We start from the raw sequence: 24,096 nt of genomic DNA on the forward strand, positions 1-24,096 counted from the left end.
GCATGATGTTAACGGCACTCGGTCTGATGAGCGGCACCTCGCTCGACGGGGTCGACGTGGCATTGATCGAGACCGACGGCCGCCAGATCAAGGCCTTCGGCCCCTCGGGCTATCGGCCTTATACCGAAGGCGAGCGCAGCCTGCTGCGCCAGGCGCTGACGGAGGCGGTCCATCTGTCGCGGCGCGACGCCCGGCCGGGGATTTTGCGGCAGGCCGAGCAGGCCGTCACCACGGCCCATGCCGAGGCGGTCGCCAGCTTCACGGCACAGCACCGGATCTCGGCCCAGGATATCGACATCGTCGGGTTCCATGGCCAGACCGTGCTGCATCGCCCCGAGCGGAGGTTGACGGTGCAGATCGGCGATGCCCTGGCGCTCGCCAAGGTGATCCACATTCCGGTGATGCACGATTTCCGTGCCGCTGACGTCGAGGCCGGCGGGCAGGGCGCGCCGTTCGTGCCGGTCTACCACCGCGCGCTGGCGCAATCGCTGAACCGCGAGGGGCCGATCGTCGTGGTCAATATCGGCGGCGTCTCCAATATCACGTATATCGACGGCACGGACACGCTGATCGCCTGCGACACCGGGCCGGGCAATGCGCTGCTCGACGACTTCATGTTCCGTCAGATGCATCAGCCGTTCGACACCGCCGGCAAGTTCGCCGCAATGGGCAAGCCCGACGACGCCTGGATCGCACAGGCGCTGAAGCTGCCGTTCTTTGCGCTGCCGCCGCCGAAATCGCTCGACCGCAACGACTTCGCCAGTCTCAAGCTCGGCGCCGTGGCGCCGGCCGATGGCGCCGCGACACTGACCGCCTTCACGGCCGCGGCCATCGCCCGCGTCGTGCCGCTGCTGCCGAAACAGCCGAAAAGCTGGATCATCTGTGGCGGCGGCGCCTCCAACCTCACGATGCTGCGGATGCTGCGCGAGCGCCTCGCGCCGGCGACCGTCGAGCCGGCCGAGGCGCTCGGCTGGGCGGCGGATGCGATCGAGGCGCAGGCGTTCGGCTTCCTTGCCGCGCGCGGCATGAAGGGCCTGCCTCTGAGCTACCCTGCCACAACGGGGGTGCCGATCCCGATGACCGGGGGCATTATCGCGCGACCGTGATTTAGATGCAAATGCATCTACCTTGACAGTTCCATGCCGCTGCATTTAATTCGATGCAGTTGCATTGAACGCGAGGTTCGTCATGGCCGCCCTGAAACTGATCAGCCACAAGCTCTGCCCCTATGTGCAACGCGCGGTGATCGCACTGCGTGAGAAGGGCGTGCCGTTCGAGCGGATCGACATCGATCTCGCCAACAAGCCGGACTGGTTCCTGAAGATCTCGCCGCTCGGCAAGGTGCCGGTGCTGGTGGTGACGCGCGACGACGGCAAGGAGGTCGCGCTGTTCGAGAGCAATGTGATCTGCGAGTACATCGAGGAGACGCAAGCCGGCGCCAAGCTGCATCCCGAGGACGCGCTCACGCGCGCCGAGCATCGCGCCTGGATGGAGTTCGGCTCGGCCATTCTCGGCGATCTCTGGGGGCTCGAGACTGCCACCGATGCCGCGGCCTTCGAGAGCAAGCGGCAGGCGGTCGTGGCAAAATTCGCGCGCGTCGAGGCTGCGCTCGGCGCCGGTCCGTTCTTCGCTGGCCAGAATTTCAGTCTGGTGGATGCGGTGTTCGCGCCGATCTTCCGCTATTTCGATCTGTTCGACCAGCTGACCGATCTCGCTGTTTTCACGCACACGCCAAAACTTCGCGCCTGGCGCAGCGCGCTGGCACAGCGGCCGAGCGTACGCAGTGCGGTGTCGCCTGACTATCCGGCGCTGCTGCACGCTTTCCTGGTCGGCCACCGCGCGCATATGCTGAAGCTCGCCGCGTAAGCCATGTCGCATTCGGTTGCCTGGATCGCGCTCGTCGTCGCCGGCCTGCTGGACGTCGGCTGGGCGATTTCGATGAAATATGCCGAAGGCTATACGCGGCTCGGCTGGACGCTGGTCTCGCTGATGCTGCTCGCCGCGTTCGTGTTCCTGCTCGGACGCGCGCTGCAGGTGCTCGGCGTCGGCGTCGCCTACACCGTGTGGACCGGCATCGGCGCGGCCGGCACGCTGGCCATGGGTGTGCTGCTGTTCAACGAGGCGCTCAATCCGATGAAGGTCGCAGGGATTGCGCTGGTGCTGGTCGGGATTGCGGCGCTGAAGCTGGCGCCGGAATAGGTCAGTGCCGTAGCCCGGATGAGCGCAGCGATATCCGGGGTCTTGTCGGCCGCGACCCGCATGTCGCTTCGCTCATGCGGGCTACAAGGTCGGCGTCGTCAGCGCACGTTGGCGAGACGCATGTCGAGATAGCCGGTCACCGTCTCCATCAGCGGCTCGAGCTTGCCGTCGAAGAAGTGGTTGGCGCCGGGGATGACCTGCTGGTCGATCACGATGCCCTTTTGCGTCTTCAGCTTCTCGACGAGCGTGTTGACGTCCTTGGGCGGCACCACGGCATCCTTGTCGCCGTGCACGATCAGGCCCGACGACGGGCAGGGCGCGAGGAACGAGAAGTCGTAGAGATTGGCGGGCGGCGCGATCGAGATGAATCCCTCAACCTCCGGCCGGCGCATCAGAAGCTGCATGCCGATCCAAGCGCCGAACGAGAAGCCCGCAACCCAGCAGGCGCGCGCCTCCGGATTGATCGCCTGCGCCCAGTCGAGCGCGCTCGCGGCATCGGACAATTCGCCGGTGCCGTGATCGAACGAGCCCTGGCTGCGGCCGACGCCACGGAAGTTGAAGCGCAGCACCGAGAAGCCGCGATGCGCGAACGCGTAGTAGCACTGATAGACGATCTGGTGGTTCATCGTGCCGTGGAACTGCGGATGCGGATGCAGGATCATCGCAATCGGCGCGTTCTTCTGCTTGGCCGGGTGGTAGCGGCCCTCGAGGCGGCCAGCAGGGCCGGTGAAAATGACTTCAGGCATTGTGTTCCCTTGATTGCCGCGTTCCCTTGATTGACGTCGATCAATCAACCGGTTGGAGCCATCTTCAGCGACGGTTCGCGAACAGAGCAGCTCGTGATGAAATCGGCGCAGGCACCGCCGCGCGGCACGCTGGAGGCCTTCTAGCATGACGCAAGGGGCAAAAATCAAGGAAATTGTGCCGCTTGGCGGTCGCGAATCCGCGTCGCGACGCGCACGTTGCCGACGCGGCGACGGCGATCCGGATCGACACGGCCGGATTGCTTCGGAGGCTACCTGAAGTTTCAGTCTGTCAAAATGCGATCGCGCTTGGGGGACCGCGAACGCCGTGTCTGGCTGCAGCGCGAGGCTCCCGCCGCGCGGGAAAAATCTCCCGTGCCGGTGACGTCTGATCTGGTCTCGGTCGTTAACTGTCGTTATCTCGCAGTGAAGGCCGCAACCATGGTGGTTGCCGCGGATAGCTCCATGGACGATCGCGTCTATCTCGACTGGAATGCCACCACGCCGCTTCGCCAGGAGGCGAAGGCGGCGATGGCTGCGGCGTGGGAATTGATCGGCAACCCGTCCTCGGTGCACAGCGAGGGACGGCGGGCGCGACGGCTGCTTGAGGATGCCCGCAATGCCGTGGCGAAGGCGGTCGGCGGCCGGCCGCGGGACGTGGTGTTTCTCTCCGGTGGGACCGAAGCCAATGCGCTCGCACTGACGCCGGGATTGCGCCGCGCTGCGGGCGCGCCGGTGCAGCGGCTCCTGGTGTCGGCGATCGAGCACGCGTCCGTGCTCGCGGGCGGTCGGTTTGCGACGGAGGCGACCTCCGCAATCCATGTCACGCGGGCCGGTGTGATCGATCTCAACCATCTGCGCGCACTGCTGGCCGATGGTCCGCCGGCTCTGGTCTCGGTGATGCTGGCGAACAACGAGACCGGTGCCATTCAGCCGGTGGCTGATGTCGCCGAAATCGTCCATGCGGCTGGCGGTCTGCTGCATGTCGATGCGATCCAGGCGTTCGGCAAGATCCCGTTCGATCTGGCCTCGACGCAGGCCGACCTGGTGACGCTGTCGGCGCACAAGATCGGCGGACCGAAGGGCGCAGGCGCGCTGGTGCTCGCCGAGGGCGTCGAGGGCCTTGAGGCGTTTCTGCGCGGCGGCGGGCAGGAGCTCGGGCGGCGGGCAGGGACCGAGAATATCGCCGGCATCGCCGGGTTCGGTGCGGCCGCCAAGGCCGCGATGGCGGCGCTGAAGGCCGATGCAGCCCGCGTCAGGGGACTGCGCGACCGGCTCGAGCACGGGCTGCGGCAGACGCCGGACGTGCTGGTGTTCTCCGATGACGTCAAGCGGTTGCCTAATACCGTTCTGTTCACGGCGCCCGGAATGAAGGCCGAGACGGCGGTCATCGGGTTCGACCTTGGGGGAATCGCGGTCTCGTCCGGTTCCGCCTGCTCCTCGGGCAAGGTCCAGCCGTCCCACGTGCTGGAGGCAATGGGATACCGTTCGGAGGTGTCCCAGGGAGCGGTGCGGCTTAGTCTTGGCTGGTCTACCACGGAGACAGACGTGGATTTGACCCTCAAGGCTTGGCGAAAGCTCGCCGATACCTTAGTTAAGGGGGGACGACGAAACACAGCTTGAACTGTTCTAAGCGGATTTCGTCATCAAAGCATCGTAAGAGATTTTCGGAACTTGAGATCCACCGCGGTCCTTGAAACCGCGAGCGGAGGATTGAATGCCTGCTGTACAAGAGACGGTCGAGCGCGTCCGGCGCATCGACGTCGACCAGTATCGATATGGGTTTGAGACGCTGATCGAGTCCGACAAGGCCCCGAAGGGGTTGTCGGAAGACACCGTCCGCTTCATCTCCGCAAAGAAGAACGAACCGGCCTGGATGCTGGAATGGCGCCTGGAGGCGTATCGCCGCTGGCTAACCATGGCCGAGCCGACCTGGGCGCGCGTCGACTATCCGAAGATCGACTACCAGGACATCTACTACTACGCGGCGCCGAAGCCGAAGAAGACGCTGTCCTCGATCGACGAGATCGATCCGGAAATCCTCAAGACCTACGAGAAGCTCGGTATCCCCTTGCGCGAGGTCGCGATCCTCGAGGGCGTCGAGCCGCCGCCCGGTGGCGAGCAGACGCCGAACCGCAAGATCGCGGTCGACGCCGTGTTCGATTCGGTTTCTGTTGCGACCACCTTCCAGAAGGAGCTGAAGGCGGCCGGCGTGATCTTCATGCCGATCTCGGAGGCGATCCGCGAGCATCCCGAGCTGGTGCAGAAATATCTCGGCACCGTGGTGCCGACCTCGGACAATTACTTCGCGACATTGAATTCGGCTGTGTTCTCCGACGGCTCATTCGTCTACGTGCCGCCGGGCGTGCGCTGCCCGATGGAGCTGTCGACCTATTTCCGCATCAACGAGCGCAACACCGGCCAGTTCGAGCGCACGCTGATCATCGCCGACAAGGGCTCCTACGTCTCCTATCTCGAGGGCTGCACCGCGCCGCAGCGCGACGAGAACCAGCTGCACGCCGCCGTGGTCGAGCTCGTCACGCTCGACGATGCCGAGATCAAATATTCGACGGTGCAGAACTGGTACCCGGGCAATTCGGAAGGCAAGGGCGGCATCTACAATTTCGTCACCAAGCGTGGCGACTGCCGTGGTCGCAATTCGAAGATCTCCTGGACCCAGGTCGAGACCGGTTCGGCGATCACCTGGAAATATCCGAGCTGCATCCTGCGCGGCGACAATTCGAGCGGCGAGTTCTACTCGATCGCGATCTCGAACGGCTTCCAGCAGGTCGACAGCGGCACCAAGATGATCCATCTCGGCAAGAACACGTCGAGCCGGATCATCTCCAAGGGCATCGCCGCCGGCAAGTCGCAGAACACCTATCGCGGCCTGGTCAGCGCGCACCGCAAGGCCACCGGCGCGCGCAACTACACCGCCTGCGACTCGCTTCTGATCGGCGACAAATGCGGCGCGCACACCGTGCCCTATGTCGAGGCCAAGAATTCCTCGGCGACGTTCGAGCATGAAGCGACGACGTCGAAGATTTCCGAGGACGTGCTGTTCTACTGCATCCAGCGCGGGCTCTCGCAGGAGGAAGCCGTCGGCCTCGTCGTCAACGGCTTCGTGAAGGACGTGCTGCAGCAACTGCCGATGGAGTTCGCGGTGGAAGCGCAGAAGCTGATCTCGATCAGCCTTGAAGGTTCGGTTGGCTAATCCATCCCGCCAACGGCGCGGCCGACGCGCCTCGGGGTGATGCTCAGGAAAAATCAGATGTCTCTGCTTGAAGTGAAAGATCTGCAGGTTCGTGTCGAGGAGCGTGAGATCCTCCACGGGCTGTCGCTCACAGTGAACCCGGGCGAGGTGCACGCGATCATGGGGCCGAACGGCTCCGGCAAGTCGACGCTCTCCCACGTCATCGCCGGCAAGCCGGGCTATGAAGTCACCGGCGGGCAGATCCTGTTCAGGGGCGAGGACCTGCTGGAGATGGAGCCCAACGAGCGCGCCGCCAAGGGCGTGTTCCTGGCGTTCCAGTATCCGGTCGAGATCCCCGGCGTCACCACCTGGAATTTCCTGCACGCGGCGCTCAACGCCCAGCGCAAGGCGCGCGGCGAGGAGGAGATCTCGTCGCCGGCCTTCCTCAAGAAGGTCCGCGAGGTCGCCAAGTCGCTGAACATTCCGCAGGACATGTTGAAGCGCGGCGTCAATGTCGGCTTCTCCGGCGGCGAAAAGAAGCGCAACGAGATTCTGCAGATGGCGCTGTTCGAGCCGGCCGTCTGCATCCTCGACGAAATGGATTCCGGCCTCGACATCGACGCGCTGCGGATCGCGGCCGACGGCGTCAACGCACTGCGCTCGCCGCAGCGCGCGATGGTCGTGATCACCCACTATCAGCGGCTGCTCAACTACATCGTGCCGGACTTCGTGCACGTGATGTCGAAGGGCCGGGTGGTGAAGAGCGGCGGCAAGGAACTGGCGCTGGAGCTGGAAGAGTCCGGTTACGCGCAGTTCGAAGACGCTGCCTGACAAACGCGGGTTTTGTGATGAACGTTGTTGCAAAGACCGAGACCGGGCGCGCGCTGGGCGATGCATTCGCCGTGGTGCGCAACCGTCTGCCGGGCGAGGGCAAGGTCGCCGATCAGCGGCGCCAGGCCTTCGAGGCTTATGAACGATCAGGCCTGCCGCATCGCCGGATCGAGGACTGGAAATACACCGACCTGCGCGCGCTGATGCGCGAGGTGCTGCCGCTCGCGGCGGCACCGGATGATGCCGCGCTGAGCCGCGCCAGGGCCGTCGTACAGGCCCGCGCGATCGAAGGCGTCCGGCGTCTGGTGCTGGTCGACGGCGCGTTCGCGCCTGATCTCTCCGATTGGCGAGATCTGGAGAAAGGGCTCTCGATCAATCCGCTGCGCCTCGCGCTGGAAGCCGGCGACGAGATCGTCGCGACACAGGCTCTCGCGTCTGATGTCGCCAACCCCATGATCGCGCTGAATGGCGCGATGGCGACCGACGGGGTCGTCATCGACGTCGCCAACGGCACGGTGCTGATCCAGCCGCTGCACATCGTGCATGTCGCATCCGGCACTGCGCCGGCCTCGACGTTCACGCGGTCGCTGCTCCGGCTCGGCCGCGATACCGGCGTGACGCTGGTGGAGAGCTATCTCGCCGCCGACGGCGCCAAGGCCTACCAGACCCATGACGGACTGGTTGTTGCGATCGGTGACAATTCACGGCTCGATCACGTGCGCCTGGTCGAAGACAGCGTCGATGCCTTCAACATTTCCTCGGCGACGGTGTCGCTCGGCGCGCATGCCCATTTCAACACCTTCGGCCTGACCTCGGGCGGTCATGTCAGCCGCTATCAGCTGGCGGTGACCTGCGCCGGCGAGGGCTCGACGGTCGAGACCAACGGCGTCAATCTGATCAACGGCAAGCAGCACGCCGACACCACGCTGTTCATGGATCACGCGGTGCCGCACTGCGCGAGCCGCGAGATCTTCCGTGCCGTTGTCGACGACCGCGCCCATTCGGTGTTCCAGGGCCGCATCATCGTCCGCCCCGACGCGCAGAAGACCGACGCCAAGATGATGACCCGTGCGTTGCTTCTGTCCGACGACGCGGAGGCCGACAACAAGCCCGAACTCGAGATCTTCGCCGACGACGTCACCTGCGGTCACGGTGCGACCACCGGCGCGCTCGACGAAAGCCTGCTGTTCTACATGCGCGCCCGCGGACTGCCCGAGAAGGAAGCGCAGGCGCTCCTGATCCAGGCCTTCGTCGGCGAGGCGATCGAGACCATCGCCAGCGACGCGTTGCGCGAGGTCGCAATTGCCACCGCGCAGCGCTGGCTTCAGGCGAGGGCGTGAGCATGCACAAGGCGGTCGCCAACGGCAGTTACGACGTCGCGCTGGTGCGGCAGGATTTCCCGGCGCTCGCCATGCAGATCTACGGCAAGCCGCTGGTCTATCTCGACAACGCGGCCTCGGCGCAGAAGCCGAATGCGGTGCTCGACCGCATGACCGAGGCCTACAAGAGCGAATACGCCAATGTGCATCGCGGCCTGCATTACCTCGCCAATGCCGCGACCGAGGCCTATGAGGGCGCCCGCGGCAAGGTCGCGCAGTTCATCAACGCCCGCCGCAATGAAGAGATCGTCTTCACCCGCAACGTCACCGAGGCGATCAACCTGGTGGCGTCGTCCTGGGGCGGGGTGAACATCAAGGAGGGTGACGAGATCGTCCTCTCGATCATGGAGCACCACTCCAACATCGTGCCCTGGCATTTCCTCAGGGAGCGCCATGGTGCCGTGATCAAGTGGGCACCGGTCGACGACGAGGGCAACTTCCTGATCGAGGAGTTCGAGAAGCTTCTGACCCCGCGTACCAAGATCGTCGCGATCACCCAGATGTCGAACGCGCTCGGCACGCTGGTTCCGGTCAAGGAGGTGATCCGGCTGGCGCACGCTCGCGGCATCCCGGTGCTGGTAGACGGCGCACAGGGCGCGGTGCACCTGCCGATCGACGTCCAGGACCTCGATTGCGATTTCTACGCCTTTACCGGTCACAAGGTGTACGGACCGACCGGCATCGGCGCGCTCTATGCCAAGCACGAGCATCTGGTGGCGATGCGGCCGTTCAACGGCGGCGGCGAGATGATCCGTGAGGTGGCCAAGGACTGGGTCACCTATGGCGATCCGCCGCACAAGTTCGAGGCCGGGACGCCGCCGATCGTCGAGGCCATCGGGCTGGGGGCTGCGATCGACTACGTCAATTCGATCGGCAAGGAGCGCATCGCCGCGCATGAGCATGAACTGCTTACCTATGCGCAGGAGCGCTTGCGCGAGATCAACTCGCTGCGTGTGATCGGAACCGCCCGCAACAAGGGACCGGTGATCTCGTTCGAGATGAAGGGGGCGCATCCCCACGATGTCGCGACCGTGATCGACCGCCAGGGTATTGCGGTGCGCGCCGGCACGCATTGCGTGATGCCGCTTTTAGAGCGGTTCAACGTGACGGCCACCTGCCGTGCATCCTTCGGGATGTATAATACCAGGGAAGAAGTCGACCATCTGGCGCAGGCGCTGATCAAGGCGCGGGAATTGTTCGCATGACCGATACAGCCGAAGTCAAGACGGCCACCATGGAAACCACCTCGGCACTGCCGGCGGAGGAGACCGAGCGCATGAGCGGCGAGATCGTCGCGGCGCTGAAGACGGTGTTCGACCCGGAAATCCCGGCCGACATCTACGAACTCGGCCTGATCTACAAGGTCGATCTCAAGGATGATCGCTCGGTCGACATCATGATGACGCTGACCACGCCGAACTGCCCGGCCGCCGGCGAGTTGCCGCAGATGGTGGAGAACGCGGTCGCCAGCGTTCCCGGCGTCGGCGTCGTCAACGTCAACCTGGTGTGGGATCCGGCCTGGACGCCGGACCGGATGTCGGACGAGGCGCGCCTCGTCCTCAATATGTGGTGATGCGTCGCAGCGTTTTCGAGCGAAGTGGATGCCGGTTCGCGTGAAGAAAACGCGTCAGAACAAGAGGTAAAGGTTCTGATCAAGAACCTTTACGGATTGGACTTAGGCTCAAGAAGATCGGCAATTGATTTGCCGCTGGGACTGACCACATGAGTGACATGACGCAAGCTTCACCAACCCCGGCCAAGCCGAAGCGGCCGCGCCCGCAGGTCATGAAACTGACCGATGCCGCCGCGGAGCGGATCACCGAGCTGACCAAGCGCGCGGATTCCGAGATCGTCGGGCTGCGCGTCGGCATCAAGAATGGTGGCTGCGCCGGACAGTCCTATACCGTCGAATACGCTCACGAGATCCGTCCGACCGATGAAGTGGTCGAGGACAAGGGCGTGAAGATCCTGGTCGATCCGAAGGCCGTGCTGTTCCTGCTTGGAACCGAGATGGACTATGTGGCCGACAAGATGCAGGCCCAGTTCGTGTTCAACAACCCGAACCAGGTCTCCGCCTGCGGCTGCGGCGAATCGGTGCAGCTCAAGCCGGCCACGGTTTAGAGACGTCCGCATATCGATTGTTGTGTGATCGGCACCTGTGTTGCCCGTCATTGCGAGCGTAGCGAAGCAATCCATGTTTCCGCTTGTTGCGCGATGGATTGCTTCGCTACGCTCGCAATGACATGGATGGAGACGTACTCCTTACCATGAGGCGACAGAAACGGGGGCGATCGGCACATGGACCGCGAATTCCTCACCGACCTGTTCGCCGATTTCGGCCCGGTCACGCTGCGCCGGATGTTCTCCGGCTACGGCATCTCCGCGGACGGCACTAACTTCGCGCTCGCCTTGCGTGCCGGGCTCTACTTTCGTGCCGACGAGCAGACCATCCCGCAATTTGAGGCGGAGGGCTGCGGGCCATTCCAATATCAGACACGGTCGAAGACCGTCACGGTGAACTCCTACTGGCAGCTGCCGGCACGGCTGTTCGATGATTCGGAAGAACTCGCAGTCTGGGCACGGTCGGCACTCGGCGCCGCCCAGCGCGCCGCGCTGCGCAAGCGGCCGAGGAAACGAGCGGCTGCGCGAAAGTCGAAGGCGCCAGCGAAGAAGGCTGCGGGCAAGAAAGCTACGGCAGAAAAGGCGGTCGCGAAGAGGCCATCGGCCAAGAAGAAGCGATCGGCAAAGAAGCGATCCGCATCCTGAGGCAGCCAATCCATCCACGTCATTGCGAGCGAAGCGAAGCAATCCATGGATCCGCATATGCGGCAGGTGGATTGCTTCGCTTCGCTCGCAATGACGGTGGAGGCAGTTGAGCGACCAGATCACGCCACGCGGGTCTGGATCTCGGTGCTGTATTCCGGATCGGCCTCGCAGATCACACGGTTGCGGCCGGCGCGCTTGGCGGCATAGAGGCAGGCGTCGGCGCGCTCAATCAGCGAGTCGGTGTCGTCAGTCGGCTTCAGCATGGAGACGCCGACCGAGATCGTGACGCGGCCGAGGATCTCGCCGGTCGACTTCTTCTTCAGCTCCTTGGCCATCACGGCGCGGCGGATGTGGTCGGCGACCGTCAGCGCCTGCCGCAGCGCCGTGTTGGGAAGCACCACTGCGAATTCCTCGCCGCCATAGCGGGCGGTGATGTCCTGGCCCTTGATGTTCTGCTTCAGCGACTGTGCCACCAGCCGCAGCACCTGGTCGCCGGTGAGATGGCCGTAGGAGTCGTTGAACGATTTGAAGTGGTCGATGTCGAACATCAGGAGCGACAGCGGCTCGCCGCTGGCGAGTGCGGCTTGCACCGCCATGTCGATCGAGCGGTCGAAATATTTCCGGTTGCCGAGGCCGGTGAGCGGATCGGTCAGGCTCTCGGCACGGATCGCCTCGAGGCTATGCTGCAGGTCGCTGATCTCCGACTTCGACAGCGCGAGCCGGTTCTCCAATGCCTGATTGGTCTCGCGCATCTCGCGCGTCGATTTCGCCAGGCTATCGACGATTGCCTTGATGTGATCGCGGGTGGTCGCGCTCGCAAGCTTATCGCTGGCGCCGACGAGGCTGGCGTCATAGGTCGCGGACACGCCGAGCGCATCGGTGATCAGCTTCATGACGGCGTCGATCTCGCCGATGACGCGCGCGCCGACCTTGTCGATGCGGTCCGAGGTCTTGATGTGCGAAAGGTAGGTTTCGTAGATCTGCTCGAGATCGGATTCAGAGAGCTTGCCACTGCGCGCCAGCGTCTCGTTGATGACCTTGTTGAGCGGCGCGTTGTATCCGGTCGCGTAGACGTACCAGATTTCATAGTTGCGGGGGACTGCGGTCTGGCGAAGCGAGCGGATCTGGCCAAGCGCGACTTCGGCAAAGGCCAACGTACGTTCGTGTTCGTCCAGCAGCTTGACCACTGTCACGTCCTCAATGCACGCAATGCCGATTAAACCCGGCAGCAATGACTAAACTATTGGGGCGAGGGTACGGGACGAGAGTGAAGGCAAGGTAAACAGTGGAACTACGGGGAAGCCGGCTGCGGCGACCATGCGGCGCGCCCGATGTTTGTCCGCCTTGAGCGCCACTTTCGGGCGCTTTTCGTTTGCTCGCTACAGCATGATCCGGAAAAGTGCGCAGCGGTTTTCCGAAAAGATCATGCTCAAACAACGAGCTAAGGCGCGATGACGCTTCGCGCAAATCTCATCGCGCTTTGGTGCGAGGCGCAAACTGGGCGCATTTGCTTCAAACGCTGAGGATCAGCGCGTGCGCCGGTCGTGGGCGGTAACAGAAGTGTCCGGAATACCGCCGCTGGCGCGGCGGCATCAGAGCAGGCCTTATGCGCGTGCGCGCACAGGTCGTAGCAGGAAGGCGGGCAGGTGCGAATGATCGGCGGGCTCATGGTCCACCTCGCGCTGCGGCCGCCGTGGCTCGGCACGCCCGATCGACGGCACGTGCGACGGAGCGGCCTGCGGAGCCGAATTGCGGCCGTGGCGCGGTTCACGCTCCGGCTTCGCTGCGCGCTCCTCGCGGGGCTCCCGCTCGTGACGCGCTTCGCGTTCACCGTGACGCGGCTCGCGTTCACCGTGGCGCGCCTCGCGCTCGCGGCGCGGCTTGCGGCCGCCGCGGGCACCATCGCGCGAACCTTCGCGGCCACGCGAGCGGCGCGGCGCGGCGTCCTCGTCGGAGGCTTCGCTGTGAACGGTGTAGTCGCCCTCAGCGCGCGGGATCGGCTGGCCGATCAGCTTCTCGATCGCGGTCATCGACTTGCTATCGAGCGAGGTGACGATGGAGATCGCAGTACCGGTGCGTCCGGCGCGGCCAGTACGGCCAATGCGGTGGACATAGTCGTCGGGGTGGTGCGGTACGTCGAAATTGAAGACGTGGCTCACCGCGGGAATGTCGAGACCACGGGCGGCGACGTCGGAGGCGACGAGCAGCGGAATCTCGCCCTTCCGGAATTGATCGAGGGCCGCGGTGCGGGCGGATTGATCCATATCGCCGTGCAGGGCACCGACGCTGAAGCCGTGCTTCTGGAGTGACTTGTGAAGGACGGCGACTTCGCGCTTGCGATTGCAGAAGATAATCGCGTTGTTGAGATCCTTGGCATCGCGCAGCAGGCGGCGGAGGATCTCGCGCTTGTCATGCGCTTCGCGACCGGCCGGGACCTGCAATTGCGTCACGGTGACGGCGGTGGTCGCGGGCCTGGAGACTTCGATCCGCGCAGGATTGTGCAGGAAGGCCTCGGTGATGCGGCTGATCTCCGGAGGCATCGTCGCGGTGAAGAACAGGGTCTGCCGCGTGAACGGGACGAGCTTGCAGATGCGCTCGATGTCGGGGATGAAACCCATGTCGAGCATGCGATCGGCTTCGTCGATCACCAGCAGCTCGACGCCGGTGAGCAGCAATCCGCCGCGTTCGGTGTGGTCGAGCAGGCGGCCGGGCGTAGCGATCAGGACGTCGACGCCGCGCATCAGCTTGGAGTCCTGGTCGCCGAACGAGACGCCGCCGATCAGGAGCGCCACGTTCAATTTCTGACCGGCGCCGTATTTGTCGAACTGCTCCTTCACCTGCGCGGCAAGCTCGCGGGTCGGCTCGAGGATCAGGGTGCGCGGCATCCGTGCCCGGGCGCGGCCCTTCTCGAGCAGGGTAAGCATCGGGAGAACGAAGGCAGCGGTCTTGCCGGTGCCGGTCTGGGCAATGCCGAGGACGTCGCGCCGGGCGAGAACGTGCGGGATTGCCTGTTCCTGGATCGGAGTGGGATTGGTGTAACCGGTGGCCGCAACTGCGGCGAGGACCTTATCGGACAGGCCTAGATTGGAAAAAGACATTGAGCCTCTGGTCGAAACCGCCGTTCGGCATCGCAGGTAAAAGGCTGTCGCGTTCGGCCCCGAAACGGCTCGCTTTTCTATAAAGCTCGGGGGCTCTGACTAACGCCGACGGACGGCAAACCTGACGAATCGCGTTTCGATCCGAGGGCCGCGTTGCCCGCAACATAGGGGCGAAAGCGGTAAAGTCAATCTTGGAACCAGCCGGATGGCCGAAAAAGCTTAACGTTTTGACTGAAATACGCGTCTTTTCGTCATTTGGCGGTCAAATGAATCACGACCCCCGCCCCGGACGGCGAGGTCACAGCGGGGGCCTCCGCGCTGTTTTTCATCCTGAATCCGCCGGGCGTCAGGCCTTCGGAATCGCCGAATATCCGGTAGAAGGTGGCGAGGCTGCCGAACCCGCAGGTGAGGGCGATGTCGGCGATCGGCCGCGGCGGCTTCTCGCAAAGCAACCTTCGGCTCTCGCTCAGGCGTTGGGCGGTGACGGTCTGCGAAAAGCTTGCCCCGGTCGCCTCGAACAGGACGTGCAGGTAGCGGACCGAGACGCCGAGCATGCCGGCGACCATCCCTGGCGACAGGCTTGGCTTGGCAAGATGGCGCGTGATCAGGTGGCGCGCGAGGCTGAGCCGGCCGACGCGCAGCGCCTGCTGCGCCCGGCGGCTGCCCGGCCTGATCACACCGCGCTCGATCAGCGCAAGGTCCGCCACGATCTTGACCAGCGCAGGAATGCAAGCGGTATCACCGGCCTCCGTGGCTTCCTTGAAGTCGGCGAGGCAAGCTTCGAGCAGCGGCGTCCAGCCGTGATTGCCGGTCGCCGCTGAGCCCTGACGGGCTGGCTCAGATGCCGGGATTTGATCCGCTCGCAGGTCCGCGGCATCGAGATAAATGCGCGTCGCGCCTGTAGCTGGCGTTTCCTGGCTATGATCCCCGTGCTTACCACCGCGCATCGTGACTGATCCCTCGCTCTGCATGAGCGCGCGCGTCGCCGGCAAGGAAATTTGCGGTGCCGAACCCGGGCGAAGCGCCGCAGTGGTTCTGGCGAAATGGCCGGAAAATATCTTCTCAATGCGCGCAGGCTGATCACTTCGGTTCAGCGAACGTCGGATCGCGCGGCGATGTGAAGTTCAAGGAGGTGAAGGGGGCGCGGCCAAGCTTCGGCGAATTGCGAGCGTGGTGTCCCGGCCGGTCCGGACGGGCGCTCAGGCCGTTTGTGCGCGATAGTCGCCCGGCGTCATGGATTCGGATGCATTGAAGAGGCGGTAGAACGTCGCAAGGCTCTCGAAGCCGCAGGCAAAGGCGACCTCGGCGATCGTCTGCCTGGGCTGCTCGCGGAGCAGGCGGCGGCTTTGTTCGAGCCGGAGCGCGGTGACGGTCTCCGAGAAGCTCATCTCGGTTTCCTCGAACAGAATGTGCAGATGACGGACCGAGATGCCGAGCAGGCCGGCAATCAGGGTTGGCGACAGCGCCGCACGCGCCAGGTGGCGCCGGATCAGGCGCCGGGCCAGCGACAAATGGGCGGTTCGCAAGGCCTGCTGCGCGAGCCGGCTCTTCGGCCGCATGACGCCGCGTTCGATCAGCGCGATATGCGCCAGCGCCTGCACCGTCGGCGCTGTGCCCGCCGCCGCGGCATCATTGCTTTCGATGAGGTCGCGGAAGCATGCTTCCAGCAGGGCCCGCAGCGCGGTCTCATCCTGCACGGGCCTGGGGACGAGTTCGCCGAGCTCGGCGCCCGGCGGGACGATGTTGGCCACCGGGACCTTGATGATGCGCAGGTGGAAGCCGTCATCGTGCAGGGGGACAGTGCGATAGGGCAGGTCCGAATAGCTGGTCGCGAACATGCCGTCGCGAACGGCAAATTCATCGAGCCGCGCGCCGCCGAACCAGCCGCCGCCGCCAAGCTGCTGGTAGATGCACAGGCTGTCGCTGGCCGCATCGGCGATGTCGCCCGTGCGCCGCTCGACGCGGTACGGCGAGGCCCGCAGCTCGACCAGCCCGGCATCGCCGAGCTTGCGCAGCGAGAACTCGCCGAAGAAGTCGCGGCGCCGGTCGGCTTCCAACTCGGCGGTGACGCCGAACAGCCCCTTGGCGCGGACCTCGCGCCAATAGTCGAAGCGATCCTTGGGATCGACTTGATCAGTAGACCATGTGTGCACGGAAAAGCCGTTGCGACGTGCGGAGAGCTCGAACCGGATGGAGCTTCGAATCTATCACGCGGGCCGTAAAAAGAAACTTGACCTAAGACAAATCGGATCCCTCATTTCGGCCTGGCGTGGCCGGCCGGAACGGCCGTCCGCGGCCGGCCTTGAACCGGCGAAACGGCTGGTCCGACTATTAGACGGCGGTCGCACGGGCGGCGCATTTGTCGTGCAGGCGGGGAAACGGGATGAAGAGCTGGCTTTCGAGACTTTCGGCGATCCTTTGGGCGGTTGCATTTGTCGCATCGGCCGCACCCGCCCAGGCCGAAAAGCGCGTCGCGCTGGTGATCGGCAATAATGACTACAGGAACGTGCCCAGGCTGCAGAAGGCGGTCAACGACGCCCGCACCATGGGCGACACGCTGAAGCAGCTCGGCTTCAGCGTCATGGTAGCCGAGAACCTCAACCGGCAGGCGTTCTCCGAGACGCTGCTCGCGTTCGACCGCGCCGTCGAACCCGGCGATACCGCGTTCTTCTTCTATGCCGGCCACGGCTTCGAGATCGCCGGCCAGAATTTCCTGCTGCCGACCGACGTGCCGGCCGCCACCGAAGGGCAGGAGGAATTGGTGCGCGACGCCTCTGTTCTCGCCGACCGCATCGTCGAGCGCTTGCAGAACAAGAAGGCGCGCACCTCGATCCTGGTGTTCGACGCCTGCCGCAACAATCCGTTCGAGCGCGCCGGCACACGCGCGGTCGCCGGCGGCGGTGGCCTCGCGCCGATGACGCAACTGCCGGAGGGCGTGTTCTCGGTGTTCTCGGCGGGGCCGCGCCAGACCGCGCTCGACCGTCTTTCGAACGATGATGCCAATCCCAATTCGGTATTCACGCGGACCTTCGCCAAGGAGCTGCTGCAGCCCGGCGAGAATCTCGTGCAGGTCGCGCAGCGCACGCGGCGCCTGGTCAGTGAGATGGCCGAGACCGTGAAGCACAAGCAGATCCCGGTCTATTTCGACCAGATGGTCGACGATGTCTTCTTGAACGGGATCGCGAAGGGGCAGGCCGAGGCGACCAAGCCATCCGCGCCGCCGCAGCAGGTGGCCGCGCTGCCGCCGGTCGCGGTGCCGAAGCTGCCTAAGGAGGATTCGATCAACGCGCCGATCGCGAGCTTCTCGCGGCACAATGGCGGCTGGACCGTGGTGTTCTCGATCGCCGATCCGACGCTCGGGATTTCCTGGCGGATCGGCGACAGCGGCGATTTCCGCGAAACCGGCTTCATCGACACGCTCGATCCGCGCACGCGCAAGCGGATGCCCAATCCGTCGGTCGAGCTGCCGGCCGATGCGCCGGCCGCCACGATCGAGATTCGCTATGTCGATACGCAAGGCATGATGCAGGGGCCGTTCCCGATCAAGTTCGATCCCGACGCCGCGCTGATCCGCGACCAGCGCAAGATCCTCGACATGACCGCGACCAGCTGGCTGTCATTCCGCGAGTTCAACGGGCTGCTGGTCTACTATACGCACCTGATGTCGTATCGCTGCGCGATCCGCGAGGTGCGCATCGGCATCGACACCGCGGTGCCGGACAAGGTCCTGAAGATGCCATCCTGCAATTCGCGCGATCCCAGCGCGATCCCGTCTGACGCGCAGCCTTATCTGAAGCTTGCGCCGCAGACCAGGGCGGTCTCGGTCGAGCTGACCTATCGCGACGGCAGCGTGTCGGAAATCAAGACCTTCAGGCGATAGCCTTGCATCCTTGCCGCCAGATCCGCGTTACAATCGGATTCTGAGGGGCGAGGCAGCGGTGAGGACGGCTCATGGATGCAGGCAATCCGGCAGGGCCGAACACGCGTCAGATCAGGGCGCGCTGCTGCGTGGTCGGTGGTGGGCCGGCCGGCATGATGCTTGGCTATCTGCTCGGACGCGCCGGGGTCGATGTCGTGGTGCTGGAGAAGCACGCCGACTTCTTCCGCGACTTCCGCGGCGACACCGTGCATCCGTCGACCCTGCAGGTGATGGACGAACTCGGCCTGATCGACGGCTTCCTGAAGCTGCCGCATCAGGACATCCAGACGCTCGACGGCATGTTCGGCGGCACCTCGGTGCGGATCGCCGATCTCCGCCGCCTCAGCGTCAAATACCCCTTCATCGCGATGATGCCACAGTGGGACTTCCTCAATTACCTGCGCGAGAGCGGCAAGCGCTTCCCCTCGCTGAAGGTGCTGATGAAGGCCGAGGCGACCGATCTGATCCGGCGCGGCGATGCTGTCGCGGGCGTGCACGCGAACACACTCGACGGCCCGGTCGAGATCGAGGCGGATCTCACCGTCGGCTGCGACGGACGTCATTCGATCGTGCGCGAGCGCGCCGGCCTCGACGTCGAGGAGATCGGCGCGCCGATGGACGTTTTGTGGTTTCGCGTCGGGCGGCGTCCGGATGAGACCGAGAATTTGTTCGCCCGCGTCGAGCACGGCAAGATGATGGTGACGTTCGATCGCGGCGACTACTGGCAATGCGCCTATGTGATCGCCAAGGGCCAATACGAGGCGGTGAAGGCGAGGGGATTGCCGGCGCTGCTCGACGACGTGCTGCGGCTGGCGCCGATCCTCAAGGCCGGCATTGCCGACGTGAAGAGCTTTGACGACGTCAAGCTGCTCACGGTCGCGATCAATCGCCTGACGCGCTGGACCCGTCCCGGCCTGCTCTGCATCGGCGACGCCGCGCATGCGATGTCGCCGATCGGCGGCGTCGGCGTCAACCTCGCGGTGCAGGATGCGGTCGCGACCGCCAACATCCTGGCGGCGAAGCTCTTTCACGGCGTGCCATCGGAAGACGAGCTCGATGCGGTGCGACGGCGCCGCGAATTCCCGGTGCGCGTGACACAGCGCATGCAGGTGATCGCGCAGAACAACATCATCAGCGCGGCGCTGAAGGCCGGCGATCAGCCGGTGCCGTTGGCGCTGCGGTTGATCACGGCAATGCCCTGGCTGCAGGGCCTCACCGCACGTCTGGTCGCCGTCGGGGTGCGGCCGGAGCACGTGCATTCGCCGGCCGCGGGCTGAACTGCGCGCCGCGCTCGCAAGCGCCGGGTTGCTGTGTTTTCAGGCCATCACCGAATAGCCGCCGTCGACGGGGATCGCGGTGCCGGTGACGAAGTCCGACGCCGGCGATGCCAGGAACACGGCGATGCCGGCGAAGTCGTCGATCGCCCCCCAGCGTGCCGCCGGCGTGCGCGCAAGCACGCGCTCGTGCAGCCCGGCCACCTGCTGGCGCGCACCTTTGGTCAGGTCGGTATCGATCCAGCCGGGCAGGATGGCGTTGACCTGGATGTTGTCGGGAGCCCAGGCGTTGGCGCAGGCGCGGGTGTACTGCACGATGCCGCCCTTGCTCGCGGCATAGGCCGCGGCGAAGCTCGCACCGAAGATCGACATCATCGAGCCGATATTGATGATCTTGCCGTGCCCCGACGCCTTGAGCGCCGGATAGGCCGCCTTCGAGCACATGAACGCGCTGGTGAGGTTGGTGTCGATCACCTTGCTCCACTCCTCCAGCTCGAGCTCGTGCGGAGGCTTGCGGATGCTCATGCCGGCGTTGTTGACGAGAATGTCGATCCGGCCGAGCTCGCGAACGACCCGTTCGATCATGGCGGCGACGGCGTCCTTGTCGGTCACGTCGGTTGCCACCGCGATCGCCTTGGCGCCGCGCTTGCCGAGATCCTCGACGGCGGCCTTCGACTTGGCCTCGTTGCGGCCGACCACGGCAACCGCCGCGCCGGCGTCCGCCAGGCCGCGCGCCATGCCAAGCCCGATGCCGCCATTGCCGCCGGTGACGATGGCGACCCGGCCCGAGAGATCAAACTGTCCGTTTTTCATTGTTGTTGTCCGCCGAGGTTTGAACCGGGCGCGAGAGTGCCCGATCGTCACGGCGCTGACCAGATCGGCTACAGCCGGTCCGCCCTGCGCCGGCGGGCTTGCGCATGGGGCGATTTCGATGACGTTCGGGCAACAAAAAAGCCCCGGACAATGCCGGGGCTTTTGCTCTGCTATCTCAGCAGGGATCAGTACGCAGCTCAGTACTTGGCGACAACCGGACCGGTCCAGTTGAAACGGTAGACCAGCGAGGTGCTGATGGTCTGGACAAGCGGCTTGAAGGTGATGTCGCGGCCGTTCGAGATGTTGGTGCCGTCGACCAGCTCCGAGATGTTCTTGTTGTCGTAGTAAGCGGCGCGATACTCGGTCTTCATGAACCAGCCCGGCGCGGTGATGCCGAAGATGTTCAGGTTGTTCTCGACGCCGCCGCCGACGAACCAGCCGCCGCGATCGAAGTCGTTGGTGTGCAGACCCGAGGGAAGCGCGCTCGCGGTGTTGAACAGCGTGGTGCCCTTCCAGTGGGAGCTGGAGTAACCGGCGTTGACGTAGGACAGGACGTTCGGCGCGATCAGGTAGCCGAGGCGCGCACCAGCCGCCCAGCTGTAGTCGTTCTTGATGTTGCCGGCGACGAACGGACCCTGATCCTGGATGGTGCCCTTCAGGCTGCCGAACTGACCGTCGGCGAACACGCCGATGACCCAGCTGTTGGCGGTCTGCCAGTCGTAACCGGCGCCGACGGTGCCGTACCAGCCGTCGCCGCCTTGGCGCTGGTTGAAGCCGAGGATCGGCGCACCCGTCACGGTCGACTGGACGCCCGTGTCAGCATCCCAGACGCCGCCGCCGCCACCGCCGAAGATGTAGAAGCCGGTCCAGCTCGGAGCGACCGGAACCGGGGCAGGAGCCTTGGTGTAGGGGCGGGCGGCCAGATCGGCAGCCGACGCCGATGCCGTCATCGCAGCAACCGCGGTCAGAGCGAGCAAAATCTTCTTCATATCCAAATCCTCGACTAGCGTTCGATCAGGTCGCTCAGGGGAGTGCGCTGGCACCGATTCCCGAAACTCATGGTCGAACTATACGTGGTTCCGCCGGAAATGCTGTTGCTGGTGAGACACATCCGGCCGAAAACGAAGCCACTGGGGCTCTCCGAACGGGCAAAATGGCAACGGCCGCCCCAATCTGGGGGCGGCCGGAAATTCATTTCAGATCAATCGGTTGGGCCTAGACGTCGAGTAGGTCGTCGCTGGCGAATTCGGCCTTGTCGGAAATGAAGGCGAAGCGGGCTTCGGCCTTGGTGCCCATCAGCCGCTCGACCGAGTCGGCGGTGCCCTCGCGATCGTCGGCCAGCAGCACCACGCGCAGCAGCGTGCGCTTGGCCGGATCCATCGTGGTTTCCTTCAGCTGCGCCGGCATCATCTCGCCGAGGCCTTTGAAGCGGTTCACCTCGACCTTGGCGTTGGCGTTGAACTCGCTCTTCAGCAGCTCGTCCTTGTGCGCGTCGTCGCGGGCGTAGATCGACTTGGTGCCGTGCTTCAGCTTGTAGAGTGGCGGAACCGCCAGATAGAGGTGCCCTTCGTCGATCAGCCGCGGCATCTGCCGGTAGAAGAAGGTGATCAGGAGCGATGCGATGTGCGCCCCGTCGACGTCGGCGTCGGTCATGATGATGATGCGCTGGTAGCGCAGATCCTCTTCGCGGTAATGCGCGAGCGTGCCGCAGCCGATCGCCTGCACGAGGTCGGAGAGCTGCGCGTTGGCGGTCAGCTTGTCCTTGCCGGCAGAGGCGACGTTGAGGATCTTGCCGCGCAGCGGCAGCACGGCCTGCGTCTTGCGGTCGCGCGCCTGCTTGGCGCTGCCGCCGGCCGAGTCACCTTCGACGATGAAGAGCTCAGAGCCTTCGGTACCGGCGTCGGAGCAGTCGGCGAGCTTGCCGGGCAGACGCAGTTTCTTGCCGGCCGTCTTGCGCGCGGTCTCCTTTTCCTGGCGGCGGCGCAGCCGCTCCTCGGCGCGATCGATCACGAAATCGAGCAGCCGGTTGGCCTGGTTCGGATTGCCTGACAGCCAGTGGTCGAACGGATCCTTCATCGCCTGTTCGACGATGCGCTGCGCTTCGGCGGTGGCGAGGCGGTCCTTCGTTTGGCCCTGGAATTCAGGCTCGCGCACGAACACCGAGAGCATCACGGCCGCGCCCACCATCACGTCTTCCGAGGTGATGGACGCCGCGCGCTTGCCCTGGCCCGCGCGTTCGGCGTGGTCCTTCAGACCGCGCAACAATGCGCTGCGCAGGCCGGATTCATGCGTACCGCCATCGGGCGTCGGCACCGTGTTGGTGTAGGACGACAGGAAGCCGTCGGCATCGGCCGTCCAGGCCACGGCCCATTCGCAAGCGCCATGCGCGCCGCTGCGGCCGGATTTGCCGGAGAAGATATCCTGATGCACCAGCGTATCGGCGTGGATCGCCGCGGCCAGATAATCCTTCAGTCCGCCGGGGAAGTGGAACTTGGCTTCCGACGGGACGTCTTCGACGCCCTTCAGGAGCTCCTGGTCGCAGTGCCAGCGAATCTCGACGCCGCCGAACAGATAGGCCTTCGAGCGCGTCATCTTGAACAGACGCTGCGGCTTGAAAGCCGCCTTGGCGCCGAAAATGTCGGTGTCCGGCTTGAAGCGGATGCGCGTGCCGCGGCGGTTGTTGACCTTGCCGAGGTCTTCGAGCTTGCCCTTGGGGTGGCCGCGCTCGAAGGTCATGCGATGCAACTGCCCGCTGCGCGCAACCTCGACCTCGAGCCGCGAGGAGAGGGCGTTGACCACGGAGACACCGACACCGTGCAAGCCGCCCGAGGTCTCGTAGACCTTGGAGTCGAACTTGCCGCCCGAGTGCAGCGTGCACATGATGACTTCGAGCGCCGACTTCTTCGGGAATTTCGGATGCGGGTCGACCGGAATGCCGCGGCCATTGTCGGTCACGGTCAGGAAGCCATCGGCGGTCAGCTCCACGTCGATGAAGGTGGCGTGGCCCGCCAGCGCCTCATCCATGCAGTTGTCGATCACCTCGGCGAACAGGTGGTGCAGGGCCTTCTCGTCGGTGCCGCCGATATACATGCCGGGGCGCCGGCGGACCGGTTCCAGCCCTTCCAGCACCTCGATGTCAGCCGCCGTATAGCCGGCTTCGGCGCTTCCAGCGGATCGCGAAGCAGCCTTCGCCGGGGCGCGTCCCTTCAGTTCCGGGGCTCCGAACAGATCGTCGGCAGATTTACTTTTGGCGTTCGACTTCAATGATTTGGCCATGGTTCTTCAAGTGACGCGCCGGTCACGGCGCGGCGAATCGGTTGCTCTGACTATGCCACGGATGGGCTGCCAATGGGGACGGCCGCGCCCTGGAGCCCGGCCATCCCCATAGATAGGAAACCGCGATTACGCCTGCGAGGTGCGGATTACAATGACCGTGAACAGGGCCATGGCGGCGACCACCAGCAGTGACCCGACGATCGGCGCCGCCTCGAACGACGGTCCCTTCAGCAGCACGGCGGCCACGCCGGCCGGGAACAGGACGCCGCCGACGATATGCAGCCAGCCCTGGATTCTGGCGAGCAGCATGCTGCCCGCTTCCGGCACCAGCCGGTAGTAGAGGCCGAACAGGAACAGCAGCACGCCGCCGACCAGATTGAGATGCGCATGCGCCGGCCCCAACGTGAAGTCGTGCTGGATACCCATGGCGATGCCCGCGAGCATTCCGAACAGCAGGACGAGAACGCTCACGCACATCATCAGCGATCCGATCATCCAGTAATTCCTTTTTCTTGTGAGGGAGATGCCAACCTGGACCTCAGGGGCCTTACGGGAAATCACGGTCGATCCCCGCCTTTGTGACTTGATGTCACGCAATCGGCTGG

Annotated in this window: 22 protein-coding genes; 13 read left to right on the forward strand and 9 right to left on the reverse strand. The window is 64.7% G+C overall.

Features of this window, described 5'->3' with window-relative positions:
- Positions 1 to 2 precede the first annotated feature (2 nt).
- The 3 genes from Q2M23_RS23530 to Q2M23_RS23540 all read left to right on the forward strand — a co-directional run bounded on the left by Q2M23_RS23530 (position 3) and on the right by Q2M23_RS23540 (position 2,199).
- On the forward strand, positions 3 to 1,106 hold the full coding sequence (locus Q2M23_RS23530; RefSeq protein ID WP_057020017.1) for an anhydro-N-acetylmuramic acid kinase: 1,104 nt from the start codon (positions 3 to 5) through the stop codon (positions 1,104 to 1,106).
- A gap of 82 nt (positions 1,107 to 1,188) precedes the next feature.
- The gene (locus Q2M23_RS23535) at positions 1,189 to 1,866 is read left to right on the forward strand and encodes a glutathione S-transferase family protein (RefSeq protein ID WP_316397203.1); all 678 of its coding nucleotides are present in this window, start codon (positions 1,189 to 1,191) and stop codon (positions 1,864 to 1,866) included.
- A gap of 3 nt (positions 1,867 to 1,869) precedes the next feature.
- Positions 1,870 to 2,199: a multidrug efflux SMR transporter gene (locus Q2M23_RS23540; protein WP_316397204.1), complete on the forward strand. Its 330-nt coding sequence runs from the start codon at positions 1,870 to 1,872 to the stop codon at positions 2,197 to 2,199.
- 98 nt (positions 2,200 to 2,297) lie between these two features.
- On the opposite strand, the gene Q2M23_RS23545 is transcribed toward Q2M23_RS23540, so the two are convergent.
- Positions 2,298 to 2,945: an alpha/beta hydrolase gene (locus Q2M23_RS23545; RefSeq protein WP_016843213.1), complete on the reverse strand. Its 648-nt coding sequence runs from the start codon at positions 2,943 to 2,945 to the stop codon at positions 2,298 to 2,300.
- Between the two features lie 462 nt (positions 2,946 to 3,407).
- Here Q2M23_RS23545 and Q2M23_RS23550 point away from each other — a divergent pair, with 462 nt between their 5' ends.
- The 8 genes from Q2M23_RS23550 (at position 3,408) to Q2M23_RS23585 (ending at position 11,111) form a co-directional block, all read left to right on the forward strand.
- The gene (locus Q2M23_RS23550; protein WP_253590347.1) at positions 3,408 to 4,565 is read left to right on the forward strand and encodes a cysteine desulfurase family protein; all 1,158 of its coding nucleotides are present in this window, start codon (positions 3,408 to 3,410) and stop codon (positions 4,563 to 4,565) included.
- Positions 4,566 to 4,659: 94 nt separating this feature from the next.
- The gene (gene sufB, locus Q2M23_RS23555) at positions 4,660 to 6,156 is read left to right on the forward strand and encodes a Fe-S cluster assembly protein SufB (RefSeq protein ID WP_316397205.1); all 1,497 of its coding nucleotides are present in this window, start codon (positions 4,660 to 4,662) and stop codon (positions 6,154 to 6,156) included.
- 57 nt (positions 6,157 to 6,213) lie between these two features.
- Positions 6,214 to 6,966: a Fe-S cluster assembly ATPase SufC gene (gene sufC / locus Q2M23_RS23560; RefSeq protein WP_057018615.1), complete on the forward strand. Its 753-nt coding sequence runs from the start codon at positions 6,214 to 6,216 to the stop codon at positions 6,964 to 6,966.
- A gap of 17 nt (positions 6,967 to 6,983) precedes the next feature.
- Positions 6,984 to 8,306, forward strand: a complete 1,323-nt coding sequence (gene sufD, locus Q2M23_RS23565; protein WP_316397206.1) for a Fe-S cluster assembly protein SufD — start codon at positions 6,984 to 6,986, stop codon at positions 8,304 to 8,306.
- Positions 8,303 to 9,550, forward strand: a complete 1,248-nt coding sequence (locus Q2M23_RS23570) for a cysteine desulfurase (RefSeq protein WP_141343348.1) — start codon at positions 8,303 to 8,305, stop codon at positions 9,548 to 9,550. The genes sufD and Q2M23_RS23570 overlap by 4 nt, the downstream gene beginning before the upstream one ends.
- The gene (locus Q2M23_RS23575; protein ID WP_016845787.1) at positions 9,547 to 9,918 is read left to right on the forward strand and encodes an SUF system Fe-S cluster assembly protein; all 372 of its coding nucleotides are present in this window, start codon (positions 9,547 to 9,549) and stop codon (positions 9,916 to 9,918) included. Before Q2M23_RS23570 ends, Q2M23_RS23575 begins: the two co-directional genes overlap by 4 nt.
- Positions 9,919 to 10,076: 158 nt before the next feature.
- Positions 10,077 to 10,466: a HesB/IscA family protein gene (locus tag Q2M23_RS23580; RefSeq protein ID WP_050384272.1), complete on the forward strand. Its 390-nt coding sequence runs from the start codon at positions 10,077 to 10,079 to the stop codon at positions 10,464 to 10,466.
- 177 nt (positions 10,467 to 10,643) lie between these two features.
- Positions 10,644 to 11,111 carry a TfoX/Sxy family protein gene (locus tag Q2M23_RS23585; protein WP_316397207.1) on the forward strand — a complete coding sequence of 156 codons (468 nt, stop codon included), beginning with the start codon at positions 10,644 to 10,646 and terminating at the stop codon, positions 11,109 to 11,111.
- Between the two features lie 119 nt (positions 11,112 to 11,230).
- On the opposite strand, the gene Q2M23_RS23590 is transcribed toward Q2M23_RS23585, so the two are convergent.
- The 4 genes from Q2M23_RS23590 to Q2M23_RS23605 form a co-directional block, all read right to left on the reverse strand.
- Positions 11,231 to 12,298: a GGDEF domain-containing protein gene (locus Q2M23_RS23590; RefSeq protein ID WP_038386764.1), complete on the reverse strand. Its 1,068-nt coding sequence runs from the start codon at positions 12,296 to 12,298 to the stop codon at positions 11,231 to 11,233.
- A gap of 417 nt (positions 12,299 to 12,715) precedes the next feature.
- A complete protein-coding gene (locus Q2M23_RS23595; protein WP_057018600.1) occupies positions 12,716 to 14,209 on the reverse strand; it encodes a DEAD/DEAH box helicase in 1,494 nt (497 codons plus the stop codon).
- 251 nt (positions 14,210 to 14,460) lie between these two features.
- The gene (locus Q2M23_RS23600) at positions 14,461 to 15,201 is read right to left on the reverse strand and encodes a helix-turn-helix transcriptional regulator (protein WP_316397208.1); all 741 of its coding nucleotides are present in this window, start codon (positions 15,199 to 15,201) and stop codon (positions 14,461 to 14,463) included.
- 207 nt (positions 15,202 to 15,408) lie between these two features.
- Positions 15,409 to 16,362: a helix-turn-helix transcriptional regulator gene (locus Q2M23_RS23605; protein WP_316397209.1), complete on the reverse strand. Its 954-nt coding sequence runs from the start codon at positions 16,360 to 16,362 to the stop codon at positions 15,409 to 15,411.
- A 230-nt stretch (positions 16,363 to 16,592) separates the two neighbouring features.
- Here Q2M23_RS23605 and Q2M23_RS23610 point away from each other — a divergent pair, with 230 nt between their 5' ends.
- Together Q2M23_RS23610 and Q2M23_RS23615 are read left to right on the forward strand one after the other, a co-directional pair.
- Complete coding sequence (locus tag Q2M23_RS23610) at positions 16,593 to 18,089, forward strand: caspase domain-containing protein (RefSeq protein WP_141341088.1); 1,497 nt, start codon at positions 16,593 to 16,595, stop codon at positions 18,087 to 18,089.
- Between the two features lie 71 nt (positions 18,090 to 18,160).
- A complete protein-coding gene (locus Q2M23_RS23615; RefSeq protein WP_082653893.1) occupies positions 18,161 to 19,405 on the forward strand; it encodes an FAD-dependent oxidoreductase in 1,245 nt (414 codons plus the stop codon).
- Between the two features lie 39 nt (positions 19,406 to 19,444).
- On the opposite strand, the gene Q2M23_RS23620 is transcribed toward Q2M23_RS23615, so the two are convergent.
- The 4 genes from Q2M23_RS23620 to Q2M23_RS23635 form a co-directional block, all read right to left on the reverse strand.
- Positions 19,445 to 20,215 (reverse strand): glucose 1-dehydrogenase, encoded by a 771-nt coding sequence (locus Q2M23_RS23620; protein WP_316397210.1) that lies wholly within the window; start codon positions 20,213 to 20,215, stop codon positions 19,445 to 19,447.
- Positions 20,216 to 20,412: 197 nt separating this feature from the next.
- The gene (locus Q2M23_RS23625) at positions 20,413 to 21,204 is read right to left on the reverse strand and encodes an outer membrane protein (RefSeq protein ID WP_028332202.1); all 792 of its coding nucleotides are present in this window, start codon (positions 21,202 to 21,204) and stop codon (positions 20,413 to 20,415) included.
- A gap of 226 nt (positions 21,205 to 21,430) precedes the next feature.
- Positions 21,431 to 23,491 carry a DNA topoisomerase IV subunit B gene (parE, locus tag Q2M23_RS23630; protein ID WP_316397211.1) on the reverse strand — a complete coding sequence of 687 codons (2,061 nt, stop codon included), beginning with the start codon at positions 23,489 to 23,491 and terminating at the stop codon, positions 21,431 to 21,433.
- A 126-nt stretch (positions 23,492 to 23,617) separates the two neighbouring features.
- Positions 23,618 to 23,986, reverse strand: a complete 369-nt coding sequence (locus tag Q2M23_RS23635; protein ID WP_057018594.1) for a hypothetical protein — start codon at positions 23,984 to 23,986, stop codon at positions 23,618 to 23,620.
- Positions 23,987 to 24,096: the final 110 nt, after the last annotated feature.

This window comes from Bradyrhizobium sp. 33ap4 (assembly GCF_032654765.1).
Taxonomy (GTDB): Bacteria; Pseudomonadota; Alphaproteobacteria; order Rhizobiales; family Xanthobacteraceae; genus Bradyrhizobium; species Bradyrhizobium australafricanum.